A 22,955-nucleotide genomic window follows, 5' to 3' on the forward strand; every position below is an offset into this window, starting at 1 on the left:
TCACGCCCGTCGCCAGGAGACGCCGAGATCGACGTCGTCGTCCAGGGCGTCGACGACGTAGCAATTGCGTCGGCCGAGGTCGACGACGTGCCGGAGCGTCTCGTCGTCCGCGTCGGCGTCGAGCACCACGGTGACGTCCACCCGTTCGAGCCAGCCGCGCTCGGGCGACCCGCGCGCCCGCACGTCCACGTCGTCGAGCGGGACCTCATCCCGGTCCGCCTGCATCCGCACGGCGAGCGCGACGCAGGCCGCGAGCGAGCCGAGGAACGCGTCGACGGGCGTCGGGGCGGTGCCGCCCCCGCCGAGGTCGGCCGGCACGTCGAAGTCCCACGCGACGGGGCCGACGGAGACCGTCCCCGCCGTCCCGTCGCGCATCCGCGCGGAGACCTCGCGCTCGGGGAGATCGAGCGTCGCGGACCCCTCCGGCCGCTCGACCGCCTCGGGGAGGAGCGGCCACGGGTCCTCCAGGTGGCCGACGAGCGTCTCCAGGAAGCGCGCGGCGTCCGCGCCGTCGACGACGCGGTGGTCGAACGAGAGGTCGAGGGGGAGCACCCGCCGGACCGCGACGCCCCTCTTTCCCTCGGCCATCGGGCGGCGGTCGAGGGCGTTCACGCCGAGGATGGCGACCTGCGGCGGGTTGATCACGGGATCGAACGACTCGACGCCGAGCACGCCGAGGTTCGTGACGGTGAACGTCCCCCCCGTCAGGTCGTCCATCGAGTAGTCGCCGGCGAGCACCCGCTCGGTGAGTTCGCGCCGCCGGTCGGCGAGGTCCGCGAGCGACGCGTTCCCCACGTCGCGCAGCACGGGCGCGATGAGGCCGGCCTCCACGTCCACCGCGAGACAGAGGTTGTGCTCCGCGTAGAGGCGGTGGGTGTCGTCCTCGAAGTGCGCGTTGAACGCGGGGTGCTCGTCGAGCGCCGCCGAGAGCGCGATCAGCAGGATGTCGGTGAGCGAGACGTCGACGCCGAGGGCCTCGGTCGACGCCTCGCGCGCCGCGAGGAGGTCCTCCGCGTCCACGGTCCGGTGCTCGGTGACGTGGACGGCCTCGCGGTAGCTCTCCCCGAGACGTCGGGCGATCGTTCGGCGCATCCCGTCGAACGGTCGCTCCTCGCTGAGCGTGAGGCCCTCGGGACCGGCCGCCGCCGGGGGCGATTCGGCGGCCGACTCGACGTCGTCCTCGGTGATCGACCCCTGCGGCCCCGTCCCCTCGATCGTCGCGAGGTCCACGCCCAGTTCCTCGGCGCGACGCTTCGCACGGGGGGAGGCCCTGACGTCGGCGCTCGCTCCCGCGTCGCCGCCGGCGTTCGACGCGACCGCGGTCTCGACGTCGTCCTCCGTGATCGCTCCCCCTGGACCGGTTCCGTCGATCCCCGATAGTTCCACGTCCAGTTCGTCGGCGCGCTTGCGCGCCCGCGGCGAGGCCCTGACCGACTCGGCGCGAGCGGCGCTCGATCCGTCGGCCGCGCGCTCGGACGCCGACGACGGGCCGGACGCGGCGGCCGCGGCGTCCTCGGCGGTTCCCTCGGAGGCGTCCGCCGCGGCCCCCTCGGCGGGTTTCGGTTCGGACGCCGCGGCCTCACCGTCGGCGTCCGCCTCCGTCCCCGCCCCCGCCTCCGCCTCCAGGTCCGCGATGTCCTCGTCCGATTCCGCGACGATGCCCATCGGCGTGCCGGGCGGCACCTCGTCGCCCGGCGCGAGGAACGTCGTCCGCAGGACGCCCGACTCGCGCGCGTCGACCTCGGCGGTCGTCTTCTCGGACTCGATCTCGGCGATCGCGTCGCCCTCGGTCACCGACGCTCCCTCCTCGACGCGCCACTCGAGGAGCGCGCCGCCCTCCATCTCCAGCCCGAGCTTGGGCATCCTGACGATGTACGCCATGTCGTGACACCTGCTGGCAAGAGGCATAAATCCGGGCGACGATCGGGGGCGTTCCGACCGATCGACCACCGCCGCGTGACGGTCACGATGCCGGAATCGGTCGCAAATCGCCGAATCGGTCGTATCAGCGGGACGAAACCGCGCTCGGATAACGGCAGACATTTTAGCCAGACGCTGGGAGAGGGACGTATGAGCTACGAGAAGGTCGACGTGCCGGAGGAGGGCGAGGCGATCACGGTAGCGGACGCCGAACGCGACGAGCTCAACGTCCCGGAGAACCCGATCATCCCCATCATCTACGGCGACGGGATCGGGCAGGACGTCGGGCCGGCCGCACAGACCGTCCTCGACGCCGCCGCGGAGGCGACGGGTCGCGAGATCAACTGGATGCGCCTGTACGCGGGCGAGTCCGCCCGCGAGAAGTACGACGAGAACCTCCCCAACGACACGATCGAGGCGATCAAGGAGTTCCGCGTGGCGATCAAGGGGCCGCTCACGACCCCCGTCGGCGCTGGCTTCCGCTCGCTGAACGTCGCGCTCCGCAAGAAGCTCGACCTCTACACGAACATGCGCCCGACCTACCACCTCGACGGCGTCCCCTCCCCGGTGAAACACCCGGAGAAGATGGACATGGTCAACTTCCGCGAGAACACGGAGGACGTCTACGCCGGCATCGAGTGGGAGGCCGGCACCGACGAGGTCGAGGAGGTCCGCGCGTTCGTCGAGGAGGAGATGGGCTACGACAGCACCATCCACGACGGGCCGGTCGGCATCGGCATCAAGCCCATCACCGAGTTCGGCACGAAGCGCCTCGTCCGCAAGGCCATCGACTACGCGCTCGCCCACGACCGCGACTCGGTCACCCTCATCCACAAGGGCAACATCATGAAGTTCACCGAGGGTGCCTTCCGCGACTGGGGCTACGAGGTCGCGGAGGAGGAGTACGGCGACGAGGTCATCACCGAGGACACGCTCTGGAACGAGCGCGACGGCGAGCCGCCGGAGGGCGCGGTCGTCGTCAACGACCGCATCGCCGACAACATGCTCCAGCAGCTGCTCACCCGCACGGAGCAGTACGACGTGCTCGCCATGCCGAACCTGAACGGCGACTACCTCTCTGACGCCGCGGGCGCGCAGATCGGCGGCCTCGGCATCGCGCCCGGCGCGAACATCGGCGACGGCCGCCTCCTCGCGGAACCCGTCCACGGCTCCGCGCCGAAGTACGCCGGCCAGGACAAGGTGAACCCCTCCGCGATGATCCTCTCCGGCCGCATCATGCTCGAGTACATGGGCTGGGACGACGCCGCGGACCTCGTGCGCGACGCCCTGGAGGAGACCATCTCCTCGAAGCAGGTCACCTACGACATCGAGCGCCAGATCGAGGGCGGCACGAAGCTCGCGACCAGCGAGTTCGCCGAGAAGGTCGCGGAGAACGTCCGCGAGCGCGCCTGAACCGGCACACTCGAACGGACCTATCACCTCCGGTGAAGCGTTTTGATCCGTGAAGCGACCTAAGTGACTCGTAGATTTTTACCGACACACCGGCCAGTGCGGCCTCTTTCCCTCGACCGGTCATAACGGCGAGGATGTCACAGGCGTCGAATCGTGTGTCTCCGCTTCGAGCGACGGCGTCAATGACCAACGAGTCGCACGGGCGAAGCCGCCTCGACGTTCATGTGCAAGCAGTGTGCATCGTTCGAAATCGTTATCCGTCTATGTGCAGAACTCCCACACGAGATGAGCGCGAGCGACGGTCCCCGGCGAGTCCACTTCCAGTCTCCGGAGTACCTGGTCGATCGACTCGATGCGATCGCCGATCTCTTCGATAAGGATCGGACGGACCTACTCGTGGACGCTATCCGCGAGTATATCGATGACACCACGGACAGTGAGAGGTTCCAGAAACTGGTCGCGACCAAGTACTACGACGACCAACTGGACTTCGAGACCGTCAAACGGTTGGCCGGGGCCGAAACCGCCCAGCGGCTCCGGTTGCTCAAAGCGGATCTGGAGGGCGAACCGTTCGACCTCGCTCCCCCCGACGACGTCGACGTGTACGACGGAGACACGACAACGACGTCCCCCGAGAACGAGTCCGACGGTGCCGACGATCGATGAGCGGTCAGCCCGGACTGCGAACGGTGGTCGCTGATACGAGCGCGCTCGTAAGTCTCGGGGTCCCCCGCGCCGACGATAGATACGACACCGACTCCGCACCGGATCCACTCCAGTATCTGCTCACTTCGTGTACCGTCTCCGTGCCACCGGTGGTCGTTTCGGAACTCCGTGACGTCGCCCAGTACCACGACATCCACGGCGCGGCAGCCAGCAACGTACTCGCCGCGCAGGATCACTACGCTATCGAAGATCCCTACCGGCGGACGGAGTCCCCCGATACGCGGCCGACGTTCGGTCTGGACGACGGCGAAACGGACGGTATCGTCCTGGCGAACGCGCTCGACGTCGACGGTTTTCTCACCGACGAGTTCGGCGGGACGAACTTCGCGCTCGTTCACGCGGGACTCGCCGGGCCGCGAATCGTGCCCACGCCACGGCTCATCTGTGATTACGCCCGTGGCGGCTACATGACCGACGGGGAGGCGCGGGCGCTCATCACCGCGATCAGCCCGCACCGGAGTTGGGGAAACAACCCTTACGTCACCCAGTTGTTGCACCTGTTGGAGTGACGCGCTACTCCGACCAGTCCGCGTCGAGCCGCGGCGGGGAGAAGATATCGACGCCCTCGACCAGCCCGTCGGTGTCGTTTCTGGCCGCGTGGGGTTCGTCGGCAGGGATTGCGTAGGCGTCGTCGACCCCGGCGCGGTGCTCCTCGCCGTCGACGACGAACGTGAGCACGCCGGCGGTGACGTAGCCCGTCTGCTCGTGGGGGTGGCTGTGCTCCGGCACCTCCGCACCCGGCTCGATGCGGAAGTACTGGACGCTCATGTTCTCGCCGACGACGAGCCGCGCGAGGTGGACGCCGTCGACCGCTTCGGTCGTCTGCCGTTCGGTCCGGGGAGCGATCTCCATGCCCTCCGCTCGCACGGAGAGGGCCTAAGCGTTCCCGTCCTCGCCCCCTCTCCTCTTCTCTCGGCCTCTCATCTCTCGTCTCCTCTCCCCTCGTTCCGCCGTCGCCTCGCCCACCCCGTTCACCTCCACCTCGACCCGGTGGTTTTTCCCCGAGAGCGGCGATAGCACGGATATGTACACGGTGGTGGGCTGTCCCGACTGCTCGGCGCTGAAGATCGTCGAGGGGCGACCGGAGACGACGCGGTGTCCGCGCTGTCGTCGGACGAGCACGTTCTCGAAGCTGCGGGCGCTCTACCGGAGCGACGACCTCGACGCCGCCCGCGAGATCCGCGCGCGCCTGCTCGCAGAGCGGAGCGGACACGCCGACTCGTACGCGGCGGTCGGGACGTTCGCGGCCACCGACGCGGACGCGGAGGGGGCCGTCGTCACCGACGAGGAGTACCTCGCGTCGGGTGGCGTCGACCCCGACGCCGCCCGCGAGGCGGGCGAGCGCGCGGCGGGCGGAACGAGTTCGCGGAGTCGGAAGGAGGTCGTCACCGACGCCCTCTCGGAGCTCGACCGACCCACCGAGGCGGAGGTCGTCGAGTACGCCGCCGAGCGCGACGTCCCCGCCGACTACGTCCGGCGGGCGCTCTCGAAGCTCCACCGTCGCGGCGAGGTCAGCGAGACGGGCGGGCGGTACCGCCTCCTCTAGACCCTCGTCCGGGGGCGGGTTAGTTTGATGTAGTGACACGTAGTAGGTCGTCGGATGCGCTCGCAGGTGGGGACGACTGCGGGGGTAGCACAGGCACTGGCCGTCGCGGGCGGGATCGCGACACTGCTCGCCGGATGGGTCGGCGTCCGGACGGTCGCCGGCGTGAGCGCGGCGGTCATCGCGCTGTCGTCGCTCGCGGCGGGCTTCCTCGTCGGGAGCGTCCGGTCGTGGACCGGGGGGCGACGCCGACAGGCGATCGCCGAGGGAGCCGGAGCGCTCGGGTTCGCGCTCGTCCTGCTCGGTGCGATCTCGCACGGCGGGGCGCTGTCGCTCGTCGGCGGGGGACTGGTCGCCGTCGCGGGCGTCGGGTTCTTCGCCGCGGGACGGTCGCGATTTGGCTAGCGGCCCAGCTGTTCGTGCGCGCTGGCGAGGTGGCTGGAGGCGAGCGCGCCGAGCAGCGAGAGTTCGCCGGCGAGCGTCCCGACGGCGATGACCTCGGCGAGGGCGTCGGCGTTCGAGCCAGGGGGGTCGCCGCCGCCGCGGACGCCGAGCACGGAGAGCGCCTCCGACTGGGTGGGGAGCCTCGTCCCGCCGCCGACGGTGCCGACCTCGAGCGACGCGAGCGTGACGCTGGCGTAGAGGTCCCCGTCCCGAACGTCGACGGTGGTGATGGCGTTCGACCCCTCGACGACCTGCGCGGGGTCCTGCCCGAGCGCGAGGAAGGCGGCGGCGACGACGTTCGCGGCGTGGGCGTTGAAGCCGAGCGCGCCCGCCTTCGCGCTGCCGACGAGGTTCTTGCGCGTGTTCGCCTCGGCGATCGCCTCGGGGGTGGTCTTCAGCACGTCGGCGACGAGGGCACGCGACAGGACGACGTCGGCGGCGACGGTGCGCCCGCGCCCCTCGATCGCGTTGATCGCGGCGGGCTTCTTGTCGGCGCAGAGGTTGCCCGAGAGGGCGACGAGGGAGGCGGGCGTCTCGGCCTCGACGGCCTCGCAGGCGGCCTGCGTGGCGATGGTGGCCATGTTCATGCCCATCGCGTCCTTCGTGTCGTAGGCGAACCGCAGGAAGACGCTGTCGCCGACGACGTAGGGCGTCACGTCGCGCAGTTCGCCGTGGCTCGTGGTGGCCTCGGCGGCCTCGCGGAGCGCCCCCTCGTTCGCGCGCACCCAGGAGACGACCTCGCTCGCCTCCCCCACGTCCGCGACGCGGAAGACGGGCGCGCGGGTCATCGCCGACTTGAGGACGCGCGCGGTCGCCCCGCCTCCCTCCCGGACGGCCGCACAGCCGCGGTTCACGCTGGCGAGCAGCGCCCCCTCCGTGGTGGCGAGCGGGAGGTAGTACTCGCCCGACGCCGCCCCGCCCTCGACGCGGACGGGACCGACGACGCCCATCGGCACCTGCGCCGCCCCGATCATGTTCTCGACGTTCGAATCGGCGGCCGCCGCGTCGAAGGCGTACGCGCCGACCGTCGAGAGGTCGGCCCCCGTCTCGGCTTCGAGCAGGACGCGCCGGGCCTCGGCCGCGACGTCGGCGTCGGCGTGCTGTTCGAGTTCGTGCAGTCGCAGGTCGCCCTCGCGCACGCGCTCCGCGAGGTCCTCGGCGGCGGTCATGCGCGAGGCGTGGCGGGCCGCCCGCCTAACGCTTGCTATTGGCCGGAGCCGACGAGGCGTCGGCGCGCCGGGACCGCCGAGATCCGTTCGGTATTCGTGAACGGTGTTCGGATCGTGTCGTCCGTTCGGGAGAGGAGAACGGCTCAGCGGGCGAGGTCGAGCGCCACGGCGTTCGCGCCGCTCAGGACCAGCCCGGCGTAGTCCTCCTCGAGTCGCTTTCCGACCATCCGCTCTGCGGGTCCGGCGACGCTGATCGCGCCGACCGCGCGCCCCGCGTCGTCCGTCACGGGCGCGGCGACGGCGCGCATGCCGCGCGACAGTTCGCCCCGATCGAAGGCGAGCCCCTGGTCCCTGACGGTGCCGAGCTGTCGTCGGAGGGTCGCCTCGTCGGTCACGGTGTCGGGCGTTCGTCGGGGGAGGCCCCGCTCCTCGACGTAGCGCCCCACCGCCTCGTCGGGGCGGAACGCGAGCATCGCCTTGCCGGGCGCGCAGGCGTGCAGCGGCGCGCGGAGGCCGTCACGAACGGGGATCTCGGGGTCGGTCGACCCGACGGCGTAGGCGTACACCGCCCGCCCGTGCTCGGGAACCACGGCGCTCGCCACGACGCCCGTGTCGGCGGCGAGGTCGCGGACCGTCGCGCGGGCGGCGACGACGAGCGGCAGTCGATCCCGGACGCGGACGCCGAGGTCGAGAAATCGCAGGCCCAGCCGGTAGGTTCCATCCTCCTTCACGACGACCTCCAGCCGCTCGAGCGTGACGAGGTGGTTGTGGACCGCGCTCTTCGAGAGGTCGAGGTGACGCGCCAGTTCCGTCACGCCAGCACCGTCGAGGTCGAGGAGGGCGCGGACGACCCGGGCGGACGTCCCGGTCGCGCGAACGGGGTACTCGGTCATGAACACCCACAGGAACGCCGATCACAAAGGCGTTCAGTAAGAGCGAACCGCTCCGGAGAGCGACGACCGACTGGACGATCGTGGGGATCGGTCCGAACGCGCTCCGACGGCGACTGACGGCCGTCTCCCGGCCGTTCGCCGGTACGGGGCGCGAAGGTACGTCCACTATTAGAGAACAGATCGAACATGAACCCCCGTGTTCCGTATTTGAAAACCCCATACGCGAGGGTCTAAGGCCAGATAGCCACGACTATGCAAAAATATTAAATATCTCTGTTTCATGGACGGGAACACCACTCACCATGTGTGCGAACTCGACACGCGGACGGCGGGCGGTCGAACGGCGGTCGATCCTGAAGGGCCTCGGAGGGGCGGGCCTGGCCGCGCTCGCGGGGTGCATCGGCACCGGCGACGCCCCCGGTAGCGGGGACGGCGGCGGCGACGGCGGCGGTGGCGGCAACAGCAGTGCCGGCGGCGAGATGGCGAAGCGGATCGAGGCGTGGGGCTGGGACGTCGCGGCGAAGTCGCTCGGGATCACGGCGTCGGCCTACGAGAAGGAGGCCGACGCCACGGTGGACGTGAAGCAGATCGGCCGCTCCGACATGAAGGACAAGTACAAGTCCCGCCTCCTCTCGGGGTCGGGCGCGCCGGCCGTCGCGATGATGGAGAGCGTCGACGCCGCCGCCTGGGTCGCCACCGGCGGCCTGCGGGACATCGGCGGCTGGATCGAGGAGGCGGGCCTGCGTGACGCCTTCGTCTCCGGGAAGTGGGAACCCCTGACGAAGGAGGGGAAGACGTACGCCCTGCCCTGGGACATCGGCCCGGTCGGGACGTTCTACCGCAACGACGTGCTCGAGCAACACGGCGTCGACGTCTCGAACGTCGAGACGTGGGACCAGTTCATCGAGGAGGGGAAGAAGCTCCCCGACGGCCAGTACATGCTCAACCTCCCGTCGAACGACTACGACGGGCTCTGGCGGATGCAGTACCGCCAGCTCGGCGGTCAGCCGTTCACGGAGGACGGGAAGGTGAACCTCGACAACGAGACGAGCGTCCGGGTGGCGCGCAACCTGAAGCGGATCCACGACTCGGGAATCGCCGACGACAAGGCGTCGTGGTCGAGCGCCTGGTTCTCGGCGTTCAAGTCCGGCTCCATCGCGGCGCTCAACGCCGGCGCGTGGATGGAGGGGACGCTCCGGGCCGAACTCCCCGGCACGTCCGGCAAGTGGCGCGTCATGAAACCGCCCGCCTTCGAGGCGGGCGGCAGCCGCGCGACCAACTGGGGCGGCTCGAACCTCGTCATCGCGGATCAGGTCGAGGAGGCGGCGGCCCGCCGGGGGTGGGACTACATGAAGTTCTCCCTCGGGACGAAGGAGATGCAACTCGCCATGTACGAGGAGTACGGCATCTTCCCGGCGCTGAAGGCGGCCTACGAGGCGGACCAGTTCGACCGGAAGAACGAGTTCTTCGGCGGGCAGCGCTCGGGCCGCCTGTTCGCCGAGATCGCCCGGAAGATCGAGCCGTACCGGTTCACCACCGCGACGCCCGAGGTGACGAAGGCGATCAACGCCCACTTCGGCTCGATGATGGGGGGCACGCTATCGCCCGAGGAGGCGGTGGCGAAGGCCGCGAAACAGGTCGCGGACCGCACCGGACGGGAACTCGCCTGATCCATGGCGAGCGACCCGTCGACGTCGACCGGCCTCCGCGGCGTCGGCTGGCGGGCAGCGGACGCGCTCCGCTACCGCCGGCAGGCGCTCGCGCGGCGACTGCCGTCGTTCCCGGGCGTCCCGTACCTCTTTCTGGCACCCTTCTTCGTCCTGTTCGCCGTCTTCCTCGCGTTCCCCATCGCCTACACCGTCTACCTCTCGTTCTTCGAGTTCCAGGGCGTCGGCGAGGGGGCGCTGCTCTGGATCGACTTCGGCCCCGTCTTCGTCCAGCTCCCGAGGATGGCTGACCTCCGCTTCGTCGGCCTCGCGAACTACGCCCGCCTGCTGGAGGACGCGCAGTTCCACAACGCGCTCTCGAATACGGTGTTCATCCTCGCGGTGCAGGTGCCGCTGATGATCGGCGTCGCCCTCGGGCTCGCACTCGCGCTGAACGCCTCGTTCGTCCGGGCGAAGGGGCTGTTCCGGACGGCCATCGCCCTGCCCGTCTCGGCGAACCTCGTCGCCTACGCGACGGTGTTCCTCCTGCTCCTCCAGGAACACGGGCTGGTCAACTACCTGCTGACGGGCGTCGGGCTCCCGGCGGTCCCGTGGCTCTCCTCGCCGTTCTGGTCGCGGCTCTCGATCGTCGGCGCGGTGACGTGGCGCTGGACGGGCTACAACATGATCATCCTGCTCGCCGGCCTCCAGACGGTCCCCGAGCAGCTCTACGAGGCGGCTGAGATCGACGGCGCGAACCGCTGGGAGAAGTTCCGCTACGTGACGCTCCCCCAGCTTCGCCCGGTGTTGCTGTTCGTCCTCGTCACCTCGACGATCGGGACGTTCCGGCTGTTCTCGGAGCCGCTGATCATCGACGAGGGCGGCGCGCCGACGGAGGCGACCCGCACGGTCGTCGTCTACATCTACCGGATGGCGTTCAAGCAGTTCGAACTCGGGTACGCGAGCGCGATGACCGTCGTGCTCGTCGCGATCGTCAGCGTCCTGTCGATCGTCCAGCTCAAGGCGGGGGGCGAGGACGATGCGTGAGGACGACCGGCGCGAGGGCGTCTGGCGGTTTCTCACGTACACGGTCCTGCTCGCCGCCGTCGTCGTCACGCTCGTCCCCCTCTACTGGATCGTCGTGGCGGCGACGCTCCCCGAGCGGGCGTTTCTCGCCGCCGGGAGCGACCCGCGCCTGCTCCCCGGCGGGCACTTCCTCGAGAACCTGCGGGCGCTCCAGGCGCGGGAGAACGTGGACTTCCTCGGGAGTATCCGAAACAGCGTCTTCGTCGCGGTGACGTACACGCTGCTCTCGCTGGTGCTCTGCTCGATGGGCGGCTTCGCGTTCGCCAAGTACGAGTTCCGGTTCAAGGAGCCGATCTTCTACGCCATCCTCGCGACGCTGATCCTGCCCATCCAGCTGCTCGTGATCCCGCTGTTCCTGCTCGTCTCGCGGATCGGACTGACCAACAGCTTCTGGGCGATCATCCTCCCGTGGGCGGCGAACCCGCTCGGCATCTTCCTCATGCGCCAGAACATGCGGTCGATCCCGGACGCCCTGCTCGAATCTGCGCGAATCGACGGCGCGACCGAGTTCCAGCTGTACTACCGCATCGCGCTGCCGACGATGAAGTCGTCGCTCGCGGCGCTCGCCATCGTCCTCTTTCTGTTCCAGTGGAACCTCTTTCTGTTCCCGCTGGTCATCCTGGACACCGGCAAGTACACCATCCCGGTCGCGATCAACCAGCTGGTCGGGGCACAGCGCGTCTACTACGACCAGATCATGGTCGCCGCCGCGCTCTCGATCGTCCCGATCTTCCTGCTGTTTCTCTTCCTGCAGAAGCAGTTCGTCAGCGGCATCCTCGCTGGCTCGATCAAGGAGTGACCCATGGCACGAATCACAGTCGACACGCTACGGAAGGAGTTCGGCGACGACGGGCGGACCATCGTCGCCGTCGAGGACCTCGATCTGACGGTCGAGGACGGGGAGTTTCTCGTCCTCGTCGGGCCGTCGGGGTGCGGAAAGACCACCACGCTCCGGTGCGTCGCCGGCCTGGAGGACGTCACTGGCGGCGAGATCGCCTTCGACGGCGAGGACGTCACCGACCTCCGGGCGCGCGACCGCGACGTGGCGATGGTGTTCCAGAACTACGCGCTCTACCCCCACATGAACGTCCGGGAGAACATCGGCTTCGGGCTGAAGCTCTCGACGACGCTCTCCACCGCCGAGATCCGCGAGCGCGTCGAGCGGGTCGCCCGCATGCTCTCCATCGAGGACCTCCTCGGGAAGAAGCCGAAGGAACTCTCCGGCGGGCAGCAACAGCGCGTCGCGCTGGGACGCGCGATCATCCGCGAGCCCCAGGTCTTCCTGATGGACGAACCGCTCAGCAACCTCGACGCGAAGCTCCGCGCCGAGATGCGCACCGAACTCCAGGAGCTACAGCACGACCTCGGCGTCACCACCGTCTACGTCACCCACGACCAGACCGAGGCGATGGCGATGGGCGACCGCATCGCCGTGATGAACGGCGGGAGGCTCCAGCAGGTCGGCACCGCGGAGGAGGTCTACCGCTCGCCGGTCAACGAGTTCGTCGCCGACTTCATCGGCTCGCCGAGCATCAACCTGCTCGACGCGGCCGTCGAGGGCGGGACGCTCCGCGGTCCCGGCGACTTCGCGTACGACCTCGACGACCCGACGCCGGTCGAGGGGTACGACCGCGTCCGCGCCGGGATCCGCCCCGAGGACGTGTACCCCGTCGACGTGGGCGGCAACGCCGCCGAGGCGCGCGTCGTCGAGCCGATGGGCAACGAGAACTTCCTGTACATGGAACTCGGCGGCGTGGAGCTGACCGCCCGCGTCCCGAGCGCGTTCCGACCCGAGCCGGGCGAGACGGTCCGGTTCGGCTTCGACGAGGCGGCGCTGTACCTGTTCGACGCCGAGACGGGCGAATCGCTGAAGACCAAGACCGACGAGGGCGGACCGACGACCGACGACTACGTCGTCGAACGCCCCGGAGAGTGAGACACGACATGCGAATCACCGACTACGAACTCTACGCCGTCCCGCCGCGCTGGCTGTTCCTGCGCCTCGAGACGAGCGACGGCCGCGTGGGCTGGGGCGAACCGGTCGTCGAGGGCCGCGCGCGCACCGTCCGCGCCGCCGTCGAAGAACTGATGGACACCTACCTGCTCGGGTCGGACCCCGACCCGATCGAGGACCACTGGCAGACGATGTACCGCGGGGGGTTCTACCGCGGCGGGCCCATCCTCATGAGCGCCATCGCCGGCATCGACCAGGCGCTCTGGGACCTCAAGGGCAAGGCGTTCGACGCGCCGATCTACGAGTTGCTCGGCGGTCGCGCACGCGATCGCGTCCGCGTCTACCAGTGGATCGGCGGTGACCGCCCCGCGGGCGTCGCCCGCGCCGCGAGCGACAAGGTCGAGGAGGGGTTCACCGCGCTGAAGATGAACGCCACCTCCGAACTGCGGCGGGTGGACACGCCGGCGGCCGTCGCCGACGCCGCCGACCGCCTGGGGGCGGTCCGGGAGGCGGTGGGGCCGGCGGTGGACGTGGGAGTGGACTTCCACGGGCGGGTGTCGAAACCGATGGCCAAGCGGCTGGCGAGCGCGCTCGAACCGCACGAACCCTTCTTCATCGAAGAACCCCTCCTTCCGGAGCACACCGACGCGCTCCCCGAGATCGCCGCCCACACCTCGACGCCGATCGCCACCGGCGAACGCCTCTACTCGCGCTGGGACTTCAAGGAGGTCTTCGAACAGGGCGTCGTGGACGTGATCCAACCCGACCTCTCGCATGCTGGGGGGATCACGGAGGTGAAGAAGATCGCGGCGATGGCCGAAGCCTACGACGTGGCGATGGCCCCGCACTGCCCGCTCGGACCGATCGCACTCGCCGCCTGCGTGCAGGTCGACGCGTGTTCGCCGAACGTGCTCATCCAGGAGCAGAGCCTCGACATTCACTACAACGAGGGCGGCGACGTCCTCGACTACCTCGCGGATCCGAACGTCTTCGAGTACGAGGACGGCTACGTCCGCCTGCCCGACGGCCCAGGGCTGGGCATCGAGATCGACGAGGACTACGTGCGCGAGCGGGCGGGGGCGGTCGACTGGCACAATCCCGTCTGGCGACACGACGACGGCAGCGTCGCGGAGTGGTGACCGTGGAGCGATTCGCAGACCGGACGGCGCTCGTCACCGGTTCGACCCGCGGCATCGGCGCGGGCGTGGCGAGGCGGCTGGCGGCCGAGGGCGCGTCGGTGGTCGTCACCGGGCGCACGCGGGAGGCGGGCGAGGCGGTCGCCGGCGAGATCAGCGAGGCGGGCGGCGAGGCGGCGTTCGTTCGCGCGGACATGCGCGAACCGGACGACATCGCGACGCTGGTCGACGCCGCGGTCGAGCGCTTCGGCGGCCTGGACGTGCTCGTAAACAACGCGGGCGTCGAGACGAACACCGCCGCCGACGAGGCGACCGAGGACGACTGGGACTTCGTCGTCGAGACGGACTTCCGGTCCTACTGGCTCTGCGCCAGGCGCGCCGTCCGCCACATGGACGACGGCGCGATCGTCAACGTCTCCTCGAACCACGCGCGCCTCACGATGCCCGAGATGTTCCCCTACAACGCGGTGAAGGCGGGGATCGACGGGATGACCCGGGCGATGGCGCTCGACTTCGGCCCGCGCGTCCGCGTGAACACCGTCAACCCCGGCTGGGTCGCCATCGACCGGACGACCGGCGACATGGACCCCGACTACCGCGAGCATCTGGAGTCGATCCACCCGACCGGGCGGCTGGGCACGCCCGCGGACGTGGCCGGGGCGGTCGCCTTCCTCGCGAGCGACGACGCGGCGTTCGTCACCGGCGCGAGCCTCCTCGTCGACGGCGGGCGGACCGCCGTCATGCAGGACGACGCGCTCCCGGACTACCGGGCGCGCAGGGAGGGCGAGCGGTGACGGACCCCCACCGCGCCGCGGACGATCCGACGACGACCCCGACGGCGACCCCGACGGCGACGACGCCCCGGACGGGCGTCTGCTACTTCCCCGAGCACTGGCCGCGCGAGCGGTGGGCCGAGGACGCGGCGCAGATGGCCGACGCCGGCCTCACCTACGTCCGCATGGCCGAGTTCTCGTGGGCGCGCCTCGAACCCGAACGCGGGGCGTTCGACTTCGGATGGCTGGACGGAGCCATCGACGCGCTCGCGGCCGAGGGGCTGTCGGTCGTGCTCTGCACGCCGACCGCGACGCCGCCGAAGTGGCTCGTCGACGAACGTCCCGAGATCCTGCAGGAGGAGCCGGACGGGACCGTCCGCGGGTTCGGCGGGCGTCGACACTACTGCTTCAACTCGCCGGCCTACCGCGAGGAAACCGAGCGGATCGTGACGCGGCTGGCAGAGCGCTACGCCGACCAGGAGGCGGTTGTCGGCTGGCAGACCGACAACGAGTACGGCTGTCACCGGACGGTGCGCTGTTACTGCGACGACTGCGCCCGCGCATTCCGCGAGTGGCTCCGCGAGCGGTACGGCGACGCTGACGGCCTCAACGAGGCCTGGGGGACGACCTTCTGGAGCCAGCGTCACGCGAGCCTGTCTGAGGTCGATCCGCCGCGCCACGCGCCCGCGGAGCACCACCCCTCGCGCCTGCTCGACTACGCCCGGTTCGCGAGCGACAGCGTGGTCGCGTACGACCGCCTGCAGGCCGACTGCCTGCGGGCCGCGAACCCCGACTGGTTCGTGACGCACAACTTCATGGGCGACTTCCCGACGCTCGACGCCCACGCGGTGAGCGAGGATCTCGACGTCGTCGCGTGGGACTCCTACCCGACGGGGTTCGTCCAGGACCGAAGACCCGGTGAGGCGACCGAGGCCGAACTGCGCGCGGGCGACCCCGACCAGGTGGGGTTGAACCACGACCTCTACCGTGGGGCGAAGCGCGCGCCGTTCTGGGTGATGGAGCAGCAACCCGGCGACGTCAACTGGCCGCCGTACGCCCCCCAGCCGGCCGACGGCGCGGTGCGGCTGTGGACCCACCACGCGGTCGCCCACGGCGCGAGCGTCGTCTCGTACTTCCGATGGCGGCGTTGCCTGGAGGGCCAGGAGCAGTACCACGCCGGCCTGCGGAAGCGCGACGGGAGCCCGGACCGGGCGTACGGCGAGGCCTCGCGGGCGGCCGAGGAACTCTCGGCCCTCGACCTCGCGCCGGTCGACGCGCCGGTCGCGCTCCTGCACGACTACGACGCGCTGTGGGCGCTCGACGCCCAGCCCCACGCCCCGACGTTCGACTACTGGGCCTACCTCAGGTCGTACTACCGCGCGCTCCGCGCCCGCGGCGTGCAGGTCGACGTGATCCACCCCGGGACGTCCCTCGACGGCTACGCCGCCGTCGTCGCGCCCGCGCTCCACCTCGTCGACGGGAGCGACGCCGATCGCCTCGGAACGTACGTCCGAGACGGCGGGCACCTGCTGCTCGGCGCGCGCTCGGGCGTCAAGGACCCCGCGAACAAGCTCCACGCCGCCCCCGCACCGGGGCCGCTCGCCGACCTCGTCGGCGCGACCGTCGAGCGCCACGAGAGCCTCCCGGAGCGCCTCGACACCGTCGTCACCTACCGCGGGGAGCGGTACGACTACCGCACGTGGGCGGAGTGGCTGGAGGCGACCGAGGCGTCGGTGACGGCCGAGCACGCCACCGGCATCGCCGCCGGAAACCCCGCCGCCGTCGAGCGGCGCGCCGGCGACGGGTCGGTCGCCTACTGCGGCGTCTGGCCGGGCGCGGACCTCGCGGACGCGCTGGTCGCCGACCTGCTCGACCGCGCCGGCGTCGACTGCGCGGCCCGCGCCCCGGACGGCGTGCGCCTCGCGGCGCGCGACGGCCACACGTGGGTGACGAACTTCTCCGACCGGCCCGTCCGCGCGACCGCCCCCGACGACGCCGAGTGGGCGATCGGCGGCGAGACGGTCCCGGCGTACGGCGTGAGCGTCGTTCGGACGGCCCCCTCGACCCTGTCGGTGACGCGGGAGTGAGCGCCCGCCGACCCGCCGCCCGCTGGAACGGGACGGGACGGGACGGGACGGGCCTCGGTGCGTGCGCCGGGGCGACCTTGATACGTCGGCCGCGAGTACGACCTCGAACGTCGCGATGAGTCAGACGCAGACCGAGACGACGTCCGCCGACGCGCGCAAGTTCAGAAACGTCCTGCGACAGCAGATAGAGAGCGCCATCAGGGAGATGCGCCGGTCGGCGGGCGCGCTCGCCTTCTCCGGACTCGCAGCCGGGCTCAACGTGAGCTTCGGGGCGCTGTTCATGGCCGTCGCGCTCACCTTCTCACCGGGGTTCGAGTCTGACCTCGTGAAGCAGTTCGTCCTCGCGAACGCCTCCGCCGTCGGCTTCCTGCTCGTGATGCTCGGACAGACGGAGCTGTTCACCGCGCACACGACGATGGCGTGGCTCCCCGTGTTCGGCGGCCACGCCGACCTGCGGGGACTCGGCCGCCTCTGGCTGGTCATCTACGTCGCGAACCTGGTCGGCTGCGCGCTCTTCGCGGGGCTGATCGCGCTGGTGGGGCCGCCGCTGTCGATCGTCGACCCGGCCGCGTTCGGGGCGCTCGCGAACGCTCTCCTGCCCTACTCGGGGCCGACGATCCTGCTGAGCGGCGTCGTCGCCGGCTGGCTCATGGGCCTCGCCACGTGGCTCGCGGCCGCCAGCCGCGACACCGTCGGCGAGATCGTCGCGGTGTGGGTCGTCACCGCGGGCATCGGCTTCGCCCCGTTTCACCACGCCCTCCTCGGGACGACCGAGGTGCTCGGCGCGATGTTCCTCGGCCAGGGCGTCACGCTCGCGGAGTTCGGCCACTTCCTGCTGTGGACGACGATCGGGAACGTCGTCGGCGGGACGGTCTTCGTCGCGCTGCTCAACTACGGGCAGATCGCCTACGGCGACACCCCCGACGAGGTGGACGTGGAGTCGATCGACTGACGCCGACGGCAGTCGGGGGAACGCGGGGATCGTTTGAAGTCAGACGGCGCGGTATCTCGCGCATGGTCGAGATCGAGGACGACGCCGTCGTCCCGTTCGTCGAGGCGCTGGAGGGATCCCGCTGCCCCGAGTGCGGCGCGACCGTCGAGTGGACGGTCAACCTGGACGCCGACGGGACGACGTACCGGGCTCAGCACTGCGGCAACGACTACTACCTGGTCCCCCACCACTACCGCTTCGTGGTGGACGAGGGGGGCGTCTACGAGGAGTGAGCGGACGCGGAATCGTGACAAAGTTTATGACAGTTCGGTCCGGGGGGCTACTCGATGCCCTCCACTCGCCGCGGCTTCCTCGCAGCGTGCGCCGTAACGACGCTCGCGGGCTGTGGCGCGCTCGCTGACGGCGAGCGCGACCCGCCGATCACCTGCGGACCCTCGGAGTACGACTGGCCGACGTTCGGTCACGACCCGTCTCGGACGAGCGCGCTCGGTGGGCGCGACCTCCCGCCGGACGACGCGCCGGTTCGCCGCCTCTCGCACACCGGGACGACACCGGACGGGGGCGGGAGCGTCGACGGCGGTCCGGTCGTCGACGGCGGCGTCGCGTTCGTCGCGGGTGACGTACGCGTCGAGGCGCGGGACGCGGAATCCGGCGACCGCCTCTGGGCGTTCGAGGACGTGGACGACGGCGTCGGGACGAGCCCCGCCCTCGCCTGCGGCGCGCTCTACGTGAGCACGCTGAACCGGACGTTCGCGCTCGACGCCGCCACCGGCGAACGGCTGTGGGGTGGTGCGGACGTCGGCGTCGCCGGCTTCGACGACACCGCGTCGCCGACGGTCCGCGACGGAACCCTGTTCGTCCCGGCCGCCGGCGTCGTCGCCGCGCTCGACGCGGAGACCGGGGAGACGCGCTGGACCGCCCCGGTCGACGGCGGCCTCGCCGGGGTGGCCGTCGGGGACCGGGCGTACGCCGCGGCCCACACGAACGACGGCGGGCACCTCGTCGCGATCACGCCGAGTGGCGAGCGATGGTGGCGAACCGACGACCTCGGGGAGCTGTACACCGCCCCGGCGGTCGCCGGGGGGACCGTCTACGCCACCTCGAAGCGCGGTCGCCTCTCCGCGGTCGCGACGGCCGACGGGAGCGTCCGCTGGACCCAACGCATCGCCGACGGGGTGTACGAACCGCCGGCAGTCGCCGACGGCCGAGCGTTCGTGTCGGCCGGAAACGGCCGGTTCGCGCGCGCACTCGACGCCGAGACGGGCGAGTCCCTCTGGCGGGCGGAGACGGGGCCGAGCGCTTCCACGCCGGTCGTTCTCGGTGACGAGGTTCTCCTCGGGAGCGCGAATCGAGGGGTCTTCCTGCTCGACGCGGCGACCGGCGAGGTCCGTCGGCGGATCGCGGACGAGCGCGTCGGGAGCGTCGGATCCCAGCCCGTCGTCGCCGACGGGCGGCTCTACTACCGCCTGGCGACGAACTCGGACGTGTACGTGATGGGCTAACTGCTGTCCGCCCGTCGCGCCCCCTCAGGACGGCCGGGGGGGGGAGCATTGGAACGCACAGGATGACCGGCAGTAATCCGCCGGGTGAGGTGCTACCACTGACGTTAATTTGTCCACGAAAGAGGATGTCCCCGGGACTCTCGCGCAGAATTGAAAGATAGTGAACATATATGTGGCGAGGGAGCGTATCCCTGGCCGTCCCCGGAAGGGGGCGGATACCCATGGAAGAGATGGAATGTATGGAGTGCAACATGATGATGCGCTCTGACGACATGGACGAGATGCGGGGGATGATGATGATGCACATGATGGACAAACACGGGATGATGATGTCGGAAGACGACATGAGCGGGATGATGCACTGATCGCCGGCCAGAGCATCGACGTCGAACCCGCTGATCGTCCCGGCACCGGCACTCGTTCTATCGTCGTTCGTCGCGCACCTACCGACGGGAGGGGGACGAACCGGGGCCGAACCACGGGCGGAAGATGGGCTAACCTTTTGCGGGCAGCGCGCGCCCTACCGCCATGACAGCGCCAGCGGATCTCGTGCTGACGAACGCGGCGGTCCACACGCTCGCCGAACCCGACGAGGTCCACGAGGCGGTCGCGGTGCGCGACGGTCGCGTCGTCCGCGTGGACTCGGCCTACGAAGTGAGGTTCCTCGAAGGGGCGGACACGAGGGTGATCGACCTCGACGGCGGGGTCGTCCTCCCGGGGTTCGTCGACGCGCACACCCACCTGCCGATGGTCGGACGGTCGCTGGTCCACGCCGACCTCTCCGCCGCCGGCTCCCCGGCAGAGGCGATCTCGCTCCTCCGCGAGTCGGCCGACGACGGGGACGCGGAGGGGCCGATCCTCGGGTACGGCTACGACGAGAGCGCGTGGGAGGAGGCGCGCTACCTCACCCGCGAGGACCTGAACGCGGTGAGCGCCGAGCGCCCGGTCGTCGCCTTCCGCGAGGACATGCACACGGCGAGCCTGAATTCCGTGGCCCTCTCCCGGTTCGTCGGGGAGATGCCCGACGGCGACGTGCGCCGGGAGGGGGGCGAGCCGACCGGCGTCGTCGTCGAGGAGGCGGTGGACGTGCTCTACGCCGCCGTTGAACCCGACGCCGAGGGCATGCGCCGCCTGATCGAGGCGGCGCGCGACCGGGCGCACGAACTGGGCGTCACCGGAATCCACGACATGGTGCGGAAGTCGGCCGCGCCCGCCGTCTACCGCGACCTCGACGCCGAGGGGGCGCTCGACCTCCGGGTGCGGATCAACTACTGGAGCGACCACCTCGACTCGCTGGTCGACCTCGGCGAGCGGACGAACTTCGGGAGCGACCTCGTGCGCACGGGCGCGGTCAAGAGCTTCACCGACGGGAGCTTCGGCGCGCGGACGGCGAAGCTCTCAGAACCGTATCGAGGAACCGAGGAGGACGGCCAGTGGGTCGTCCCGTCCGAGGAACTGGACGAACTCGTCGCGCGCGCTGACGGGGCGGGACTGCAGTTCACGGCCCACGCCATCGGCGACGACGCCATCGAGGCCGTGCTCGACGCCTACGCGGAGAGCGCGGGACGGCGCGGGCGCGCACCTGGAACGGGCACGGGATCGGCGGACGCGCGCCATCGCGTCGAGCACGCCGAACTCCTGCGCGACGACCTGATCGAGCGCCTCGCGGACCTCGGCGTCGTCGCCTCCGTCCAGCCGAACTTCCTCAAGTGGGCGCGCGAGGGGGGCCTCTACGAGGACCGCCTCGGCCGCGAGCGGGCGCGGGAGACGAACCGGTACCGCGACCTGCTCGACGCGGGGGTCCCGCTCGCCTTCGGGAGCGACTGCATGCCGATGGACCCCCTGTTCGGCGTCCAGCAGGCGGTCACCGCGCCCGACGAGCGCCAGCGCCTCACCGTCACCGAGGCGCTGCGGGCGTACACGAGCGGTGCGGCCTACGCGGGCTTCGACGAGCACCGGCTCGGCACGATCGAGGTCGGCAAGCGCGCCGACCTCACCGTGCTGGCGCGGTCGCCGTGGGAAGTCGATCCGTCGGCCATCGCCGACGTCGAGGTGACCCACACCGTCGTCGACGGGCGCGTCGTGTACGAGCGGGAGAACTGACGCCCTCGGGACGGCCTCACTCCACCAGCGACTCGCCCGTCATCGCCTCGGGTCGCTCGATCCCCATCAGCTCGAGGAGCGTGGGGGAGATCGAGGCGAGCCCGGCCCCCTCGCGGATCGCCCGCCCCCCGTCGGTCCCGTCGGGCGCGAGCAGGACGACGGGCACCGGGTTGAGCGTGTGGGCCGTGTGGGGGTCGTCCTCGGTCCCCATGTCGTCGGCGTTGCCGTGATCCGCGGTGACGAGCACGTCCGCCCCGGCGTCGAGGAGGGCGTCGACCAGGCGGCCTAGCTGCTCGTCCACCGCCTCGACGGCCGCCACGGCGGCGTCGAAGTCCCCCGTGTGGCCCACCATGTCCGGGTTGGCGTAGTTGAGGACCAGGAGGTCGGGGTCCTCGGTCCGGACGATCGAGATCGCCGTGTCGGTCAGCTCCTCGGCGCTCATCTCCGGGCGCTCGTCGTAGGTGGGGACGTCGGGGCTCTCGACGATCCGGCGGCTCTCGCCGTCGAACGCCACCTCGCGCCCCCCGTTGATGAAGTAGGTGACGTGGGCGTACTTCTCGGATTCGGCGAGGCGCGCCTGGGTCAGGCCGCGCTCCGCGACGACCTCGCCGAGCGTGTCCTCGGGCTGGCGCGGCGCGAAGGCGACCGGGAGGTCGAACGTCGCGTCGTACTCCGTCATCGTCGTCAGGTGGATCTCGGGAGGGTCGGTCTCGAACGCCCACTCGGGGCGGATGTCGGCGAGCATGCGGACGAGCTGGCGCGCGCGGTCGGCCCGGAAGTTGACGAAGACGACCGAATCGCCGTCGGTCAGGGCGGGCCCGCCCTCGATCAGCGTCGGCTCGACGTACTCGTCGGTCACGCCGCGCTCGTAGGACGCCTCGCACGCCTCGACGGCGCTCGTCGCCTCGAACGGCGCGTCGCGGTTCACGATGGCGTCGTAGGCGCGCCGCGTCCGCTCCCAGTTCCGGTCGCGATCCATCGCGTAGTAGCGCCCGCAGACGGTCGCCACGTCGCCCGTACCGGCGGCCTCGATCCGCGCCTCGAGTTCGCCGAGGAACCCCGCGCCGCTCTTCGGCGGGGTGTCTCGCCCGTCGGTGAAGGCGTGGGTAACGGCGTCGATCCCCCGCTCGGCGGCGAGGTCGACGAGCGCGCGGAGGTGTGCCTGGATCGAGTGGACGCCGCCGTCGCTGACGAGGCCCATGAAGTGGACGCGCCCGCCGCGTTCCCGGGCGTACTCGAACGCCTCGTCGATCGCCGCGTTCTCCGCGAGGTCGCCGCTCTCGATGGCGTCGTTGATGCGCGCCGCGTCCTGCTTCACCACGCGTCCCGCGCCGATGGTGAGGTGGCCGACCTCGCTGTTGCCCATCTGGCCCTCGGGCAGGCCGACCCATCGGCCGTGGGTCTCCAGCGTGGAGAACGCGCCGGCCTCGCGCAGGCGGTCGAAGGTGGGCGTCCCGGCGGCCGAGACCGCGTCCCTGCCGCCCTCTGAGACGAAACCGCTTCCCGCGCCGAGACCCCAGCCGTCGAGGATGACGAGCGCCGCTTTCATCGCCTAGTGGATCGCCATCCGGGCGTAACTAGGCTTCGACTCACACGGGGAGAGAGGTA

General features: G+C 70.6%; 22 protein-coding genes. 17 read left to right on the forward strand and 5 right to left on the reverse strand.

The window, feature by feature from the left end; translation table 11 throughout:
- Complete coding sequence (locus NKI68_RS07020) at positions 1–1,881, reverse strand: 2-oxo acid dehydrogenase subunit E2 (protein ID WP_254545996.1); 1,881 nt, start codon at positions 1,879–1,881, stop codon at positions 1–3.
- Positions 1,882–2,070: 189 nt separating this feature from the next.
- Here NKI68_RS07020 and icd point away from each other — a divergent pair, with 189 nt between their 5' ends.
- The 3 genes from icd to NKI68_RS07035 all read left to right on the forward strand — a co-directional run bounded on the left by icd (position 2,071) and on the right by NKI68_RS07035 (position 4,568).
- A complete protein-coding gene (gene icd, locus NKI68_RS07025; protein WP_254545997.1) occupies positions 2,071–3,333 on the forward strand; it encodes an isocitrate dehydrogenase (NADP(+)) in 1,263 nt (420 codons plus the stop codon).
- 285 nt (positions 3,334–3,618) lie between these two features.
- Positions 3,619–3,999 (forward strand): hypothetical protein, encoded by a 381-nt coding sequence (locus tag NKI68_RS07030; RefSeq protein WP_368410936.1) that lies wholly within the window; start codon positions 3,619–3,621, stop codon positions 3,997–3,999.
- Positions 3,996–4,568, forward strand: coding sequence for a hypothetical protein (locus NKI68_RS07035; protein ID WP_254545999.1), 573 nt, complete (start codon positions 3,996–3,998; stop codon positions 4,566–4,568). Before NKI68_RS07030 ends, NKI68_RS07035 begins: the two co-directional genes overlap by 4 nt.
- 4 nt (positions 4,569–4,572) lie before the next feature.
- Here the strand turns inward: NKI68_RS07035 and NKI68_RS07040 are convergent, their stop codons facing one another.
- The gene (locus NKI68_RS07040) at positions 4,573–4,911 is read right to left on the reverse strand and encodes a cupin domain-containing protein (RefSeq protein ID WP_254546000.1); all 339 of its coding nucleotides are present in this window, start codon (positions 4,909–4,911) and stop codon (positions 4,573–4,575) included.
- Between the two features lie 172 nt (positions 4,912–5,083).
- On the opposite strand from NKI68_RS07040, the gene NKI68_RS07045 reads away from it, so the two are divergent.
- The gene (locus NKI68_RS07045; RefSeq protein WP_254546001.1) at positions 5,084–5,605 is read left to right on the forward strand and encodes a DUF5817 family protein; all 522 of its coding nucleotides are present in this window, start codon (positions 5,084–5,086) and stop codon (positions 5,603–5,605) included.
- 54 nt (positions 5,606–5,659) lie between these two features.
- The gene (locus NKI68_RS07050; RefSeq protein WP_254546002.1) at positions 5,660–6,007 is read left to right on the forward strand and encodes a hypothetical protein; all 348 of its coding nucleotides are present in this window, start codon (positions 5,660–5,662) and stop codon (positions 6,005–6,007) included.
- Here NKI68_RS07050 and hmgA read toward each other — a convergent pair.
- Positions 6,004–7,215 carry a hydroxymethylglutaryl-CoA reductase (NADPH) gene (gene hmgA, locus NKI68_RS07055; protein ID WP_254546003.1) on the reverse strand — a complete coding sequence of 404 codons (1,212 nt, stop codon included), beginning with the start codon at positions 7,213–7,215 and terminating at the stop codon, positions 6,004–6,006. The two genes, NKI68_RS07050 and hmgA, sit on opposite strands and share 4 nt — an antisense overlap.
- A 143-nt stretch (positions 7,216–7,358) precedes the next feature.
- Positions 7,359–8,108 carry an IclR family transcriptional regulator gene (locus NKI68_RS07060; protein ID WP_254546004.1) on the reverse strand — a complete coding sequence of 250 codons (750 nt, stop codon included), beginning with the start codon at positions 8,106–8,108 and terminating at the stop codon, positions 7,359–7,361.
- A 302-nt stretch (positions 8,109–8,410) separates the two neighbouring features.
- Here NKI68_RS07060 and NKI68_RS07065 point away from each other — a divergent pair, with 302 nt between their 5' ends.
- The 12 genes from NKI68_RS07065 (at position 8,411) to NKI68_RS07120 (ending at position 21,347) form a co-directional block, all read left to right on the forward strand.
- Positions 8,411–9,778, forward strand: a complete 1,368-nt coding sequence (locus NKI68_RS07065; protein WP_254546005.1) for an ABC transporter substrate-binding protein — start codon at positions 8,411–8,413, stop codon at positions 9,776–9,778.
- Positions 9,779–9,781: 3 nt separating this feature from the next.
- Positions 9,782–10,801: a carbohydrate ABC transporter permease gene (locus tag NKI68_RS07070; RefSeq protein WP_254546006.1), complete on the forward strand. Its 1,020-nt coding sequence runs from the start codon at positions 9,782–9,784 to the stop codon at positions 10,799–10,801.
- A complete protein-coding gene (locus NKI68_RS07075) occupies positions 10,794–11,639 on the forward strand; it encodes a carbohydrate ABC transporter permease (protein ID WP_254546007.1) in 846 nt (281 codons plus the stop codon). Before NKI68_RS07070 ends, NKI68_RS07075 begins: the two co-directional genes overlap by 8 nt.
- Positions 11,640–11,642: 3 nt before the next feature.
- Positions 11,643–12,776: an ABC transporter ATP-binding protein gene (locus NKI68_RS07080; RefSeq protein WP_254546008.1), complete on the forward strand. Its 1,134-nt coding sequence runs from the start codon at positions 11,643–11,645 to the stop codon at positions 12,774–12,776.
- 8 nt (positions 12,777–12,784) lie between these two features.
- Positions 12,785–13,933, forward strand: a complete 1,149-nt coding sequence (dgoD, locus tag NKI68_RS07085) for a galactonate dehydratase (protein WP_254546009.1) — start codon at positions 12,785–12,787, stop codon at positions 13,931–13,933.
- A gap of 2 nt (positions 13,934–13,935) precedes the next feature.
- Entirely contained in the window at positions 13,936–14,724 is a 789-nt protein-coding gene (locus NKI68_RS07090) for an SDR family NAD(P)-dependent oxidoreductase (RefSeq protein WP_254546010.1), read from the forward strand.
- The gene (locus NKI68_RS07095; protein ID WP_303657485.1) at positions 14,721–16,790 is read left to right on the forward strand and encodes a beta-galactosidase; all 2,070 of its coding nucleotides are present in this window, start codon (positions 14,721–14,723) and stop codon (positions 16,788–16,790) included. The genes NKI68_RS07090 and NKI68_RS07095 overlap by 4 nt, the downstream gene beginning before the upstream one ends.
- Before the next feature lie 115 nt (positions 16,791–16,905).
- On the forward strand, positions 16,906–17,742 hold the full coding sequence (locus NKI68_RS07100) for a formate/nitrite transporter family protein (protein WP_254546011.1): 837 nt from the start codon (positions 16,906–16,908) through the stop codon (positions 17,740–17,742).
- A gap of 62 nt (positions 17,743–17,804) precedes the next feature.
- On the forward strand, positions 17,805–18,014 hold the full coding sequence (locus NKI68_RS07105; protein ID WP_254546012.1) for a hypothetical protein: 210 nt from the start codon (positions 17,805–17,807) through the stop codon (positions 18,012–18,014).
- Positions 18,015–18,068: 54 nt separating this feature from the next.
- The gene (locus tag NKI68_RS07110; protein WP_254546013.1) at positions 18,069–19,244 is read left to right on the forward strand and encodes an outer membrane protein assembly factor BamB family protein; all 1,176 of its coding nucleotides are present in this window, start codon (positions 18,069–18,071) and stop codon (positions 19,242–19,244) included.
- Between the two features lie 221 nt (positions 19,245–19,465).
- Complete coding sequence (locus tag NKI68_RS07115) at positions 19,466–19,609, forward strand: hypothetical protein (RefSeq protein ID WP_254546014.1); 144 nt, start codon at positions 19,466–19,468, stop codon at positions 19,607–19,609.
- Positions 19,610–19,772: 163 nt separating this feature from the next.
- Positions 19,773–21,347, forward strand: a complete 1,575-nt coding sequence (locus NKI68_RS07120) for an amidohydrolase (RefSeq protein WP_254546015.1) — start codon at positions 19,773–19,775, stop codon at positions 21,345–21,347.
- A 16-nt stretch (positions 21,348–21,363) separates the two neighbouring features.
- On the opposite strand, the gene gpmI is transcribed toward NKI68_RS07120, so the two are convergent.
- Positions 21,364–22,896, reverse strand: a complete 1,533-nt coding sequence (gene gpmI / locus NKI68_RS07125; RefSeq protein WP_254546016.1) for a 2,3-bisphosphoglycerate-independent phosphoglycerate mutase — start codon at positions 22,894–22,896, stop codon at positions 21,364–21,366.
- Positions 22,897–22,955 lie beyond the last annotated feature (59 nt).

Origin of the sequence: Halomarina pelagica (assembly GCF_024228315.1) — an archaeon.
Taxonomy (GTDB): Archaea; Halobacteriota; Halobacteria; order Halobacteriales; family Haloarculaceae; genus Halomarina; species Halomarina pelagica.

Excerpts from the sequence above, each read along its gene's own strand:
- NKI68_RS07115 (WP_254546014.1), top strand. The coding sequence starts at position 19,466 with ATGGAAGAGATGGAATGTATGGAGTGCAACATGATGATGCGCTCTGAC.
- NKI68_RS07110 (WP_254546013.1), top strand. The coding sequence starts at position 18,069 with ATGCCCTCCACTCGCCGCGGCTTCCTCGCAGCGTGCGCCGTAACGACG.
- NKI68_RS07060 (WP_254546004.1), bottom strand. The coding sequence starts at position 8,108 with ATGACCGAGTACCCCGTTCGCGCGACCGGGACGTCCGCCCGGGTCGTC.
- NKI68_RS07070 (WP_254546006.1), top strand. The coding sequence starts at position 9,782 with ATGGCGAGCGACCCGTCGACGTCGACCGGCCTCCGCGGCGTCGGCTGG.
- gpmI (WP_254546016.1), bottom strand. The coding sequence starts at position 22,896 with ATGAAAGCGGCGCTCGTCATCCTCGACGGCTGGGGTCTCGGCGCGGGA.
- NKI68_RS07030 (WP_368410936.1), top strand. The coding sequence starts at position 3,619 with ATGAGCGCGAGCGACGGTCCCCGGCGAGTCCACTTCCAGTCTCCGGAG.
- icd (WP_254545997.1), top strand. The coding sequence starts at position 2,071 with ATGAGCTACGAGAAGGTCGACGTGCCGGAGGAGGGCGAGGCGATCACG.
- NKI68_RS07105 (WP_254546012.1), top strand. The coding sequence starts at position 17,805 with ATGGTCGAGATCGAGGACGACGCCGTCGTCCCGTTCGTCGAGGCGCTG.
- NKI68_RS07080 (WP_254546008.1), top strand. The coding sequence starts at position 11,643 with ATGGCACGAATCACAGTCGACACGCTACGGAAGGAGTTCGGCGACGAC.
- NKI68_RS07100 (WP_254546011.1), top strand. The coding sequence starts at position 16,906 with ATGAGTCAGACGCAGACCGAGACGACGTCCGCCGACGCGCGCAAGTTC.
- dgoD (WP_254546009.1), top strand. The coding sequence starts at position 12,785 with ATGCGAATCACCGACTACGAACTCTACGCCGTCCCGCCGCGCTGGCTG.
- NKI68_RS07120 (WP_254546015.1), top strand. The coding sequence starts at position 19,773 with ATGACAGCGCCAGCGGATCTCGTGCTGACGAACGCGGCGGTCCACACG.
- NKI68_RS07045 (WP_254546001.1), top strand. The coding sequence starts at position 5,084 with ATGTACACGGTGGTGGGCTGTCCCGACTGCTCGGCGCTGAAGATCGTC.
- hmgA (WP_254546003.1), bottom strand. The coding sequence starts at position 7,215 with ATGACCGCCGCCGAGGACCTCGCGGAGCGCGTGCGCGAGGGCGACCTG.
- NKI68_RS07075 (WP_254546007.1), top strand. The coding sequence starts at position 10,794 with ATGCGTGAGGACGACCGGCGCGAGGGCGTCTGGCGGTTTCTCACGTAC.
- NKI68_RS07040 (WP_254546000.1), bottom strand. The coding sequence starts at position 4,911 with ATGGAGATCGCTCCCCGGACCGAACGGCAGACGACCGAAGCGGTCGAC.
- NKI68_RS07035 (WP_254545999.1), top strand. The coding sequence starts at position 3,996 with ATGAGCGGTCAGCCCGGACTGCGAACGGTGGTCGCTGATACGAGCGCG.
- NKI68_RS07065 (WP_254546005.1), top strand. The coding sequence starts at position 8,411 with ATGTGTGCGAACTCGACACGCGGACGGCGGGCGGTCGAACGGCGGTCG.
- NKI68_RS07050 (WP_254546002.1), top strand. The coding sequence starts at position 5,660 with ATGCGCTCGCAGGTGGGGACGACTGCGGGGGTAGCACAGGCACTGGCC.
- NKI68_RS07020 (WP_254545996.1), bottom strand. The coding sequence starts at position 1,881 with ATGGCGTACATCGTCAGGATGCCCAAGCTCGGGCTGGAGATGGAGGGC.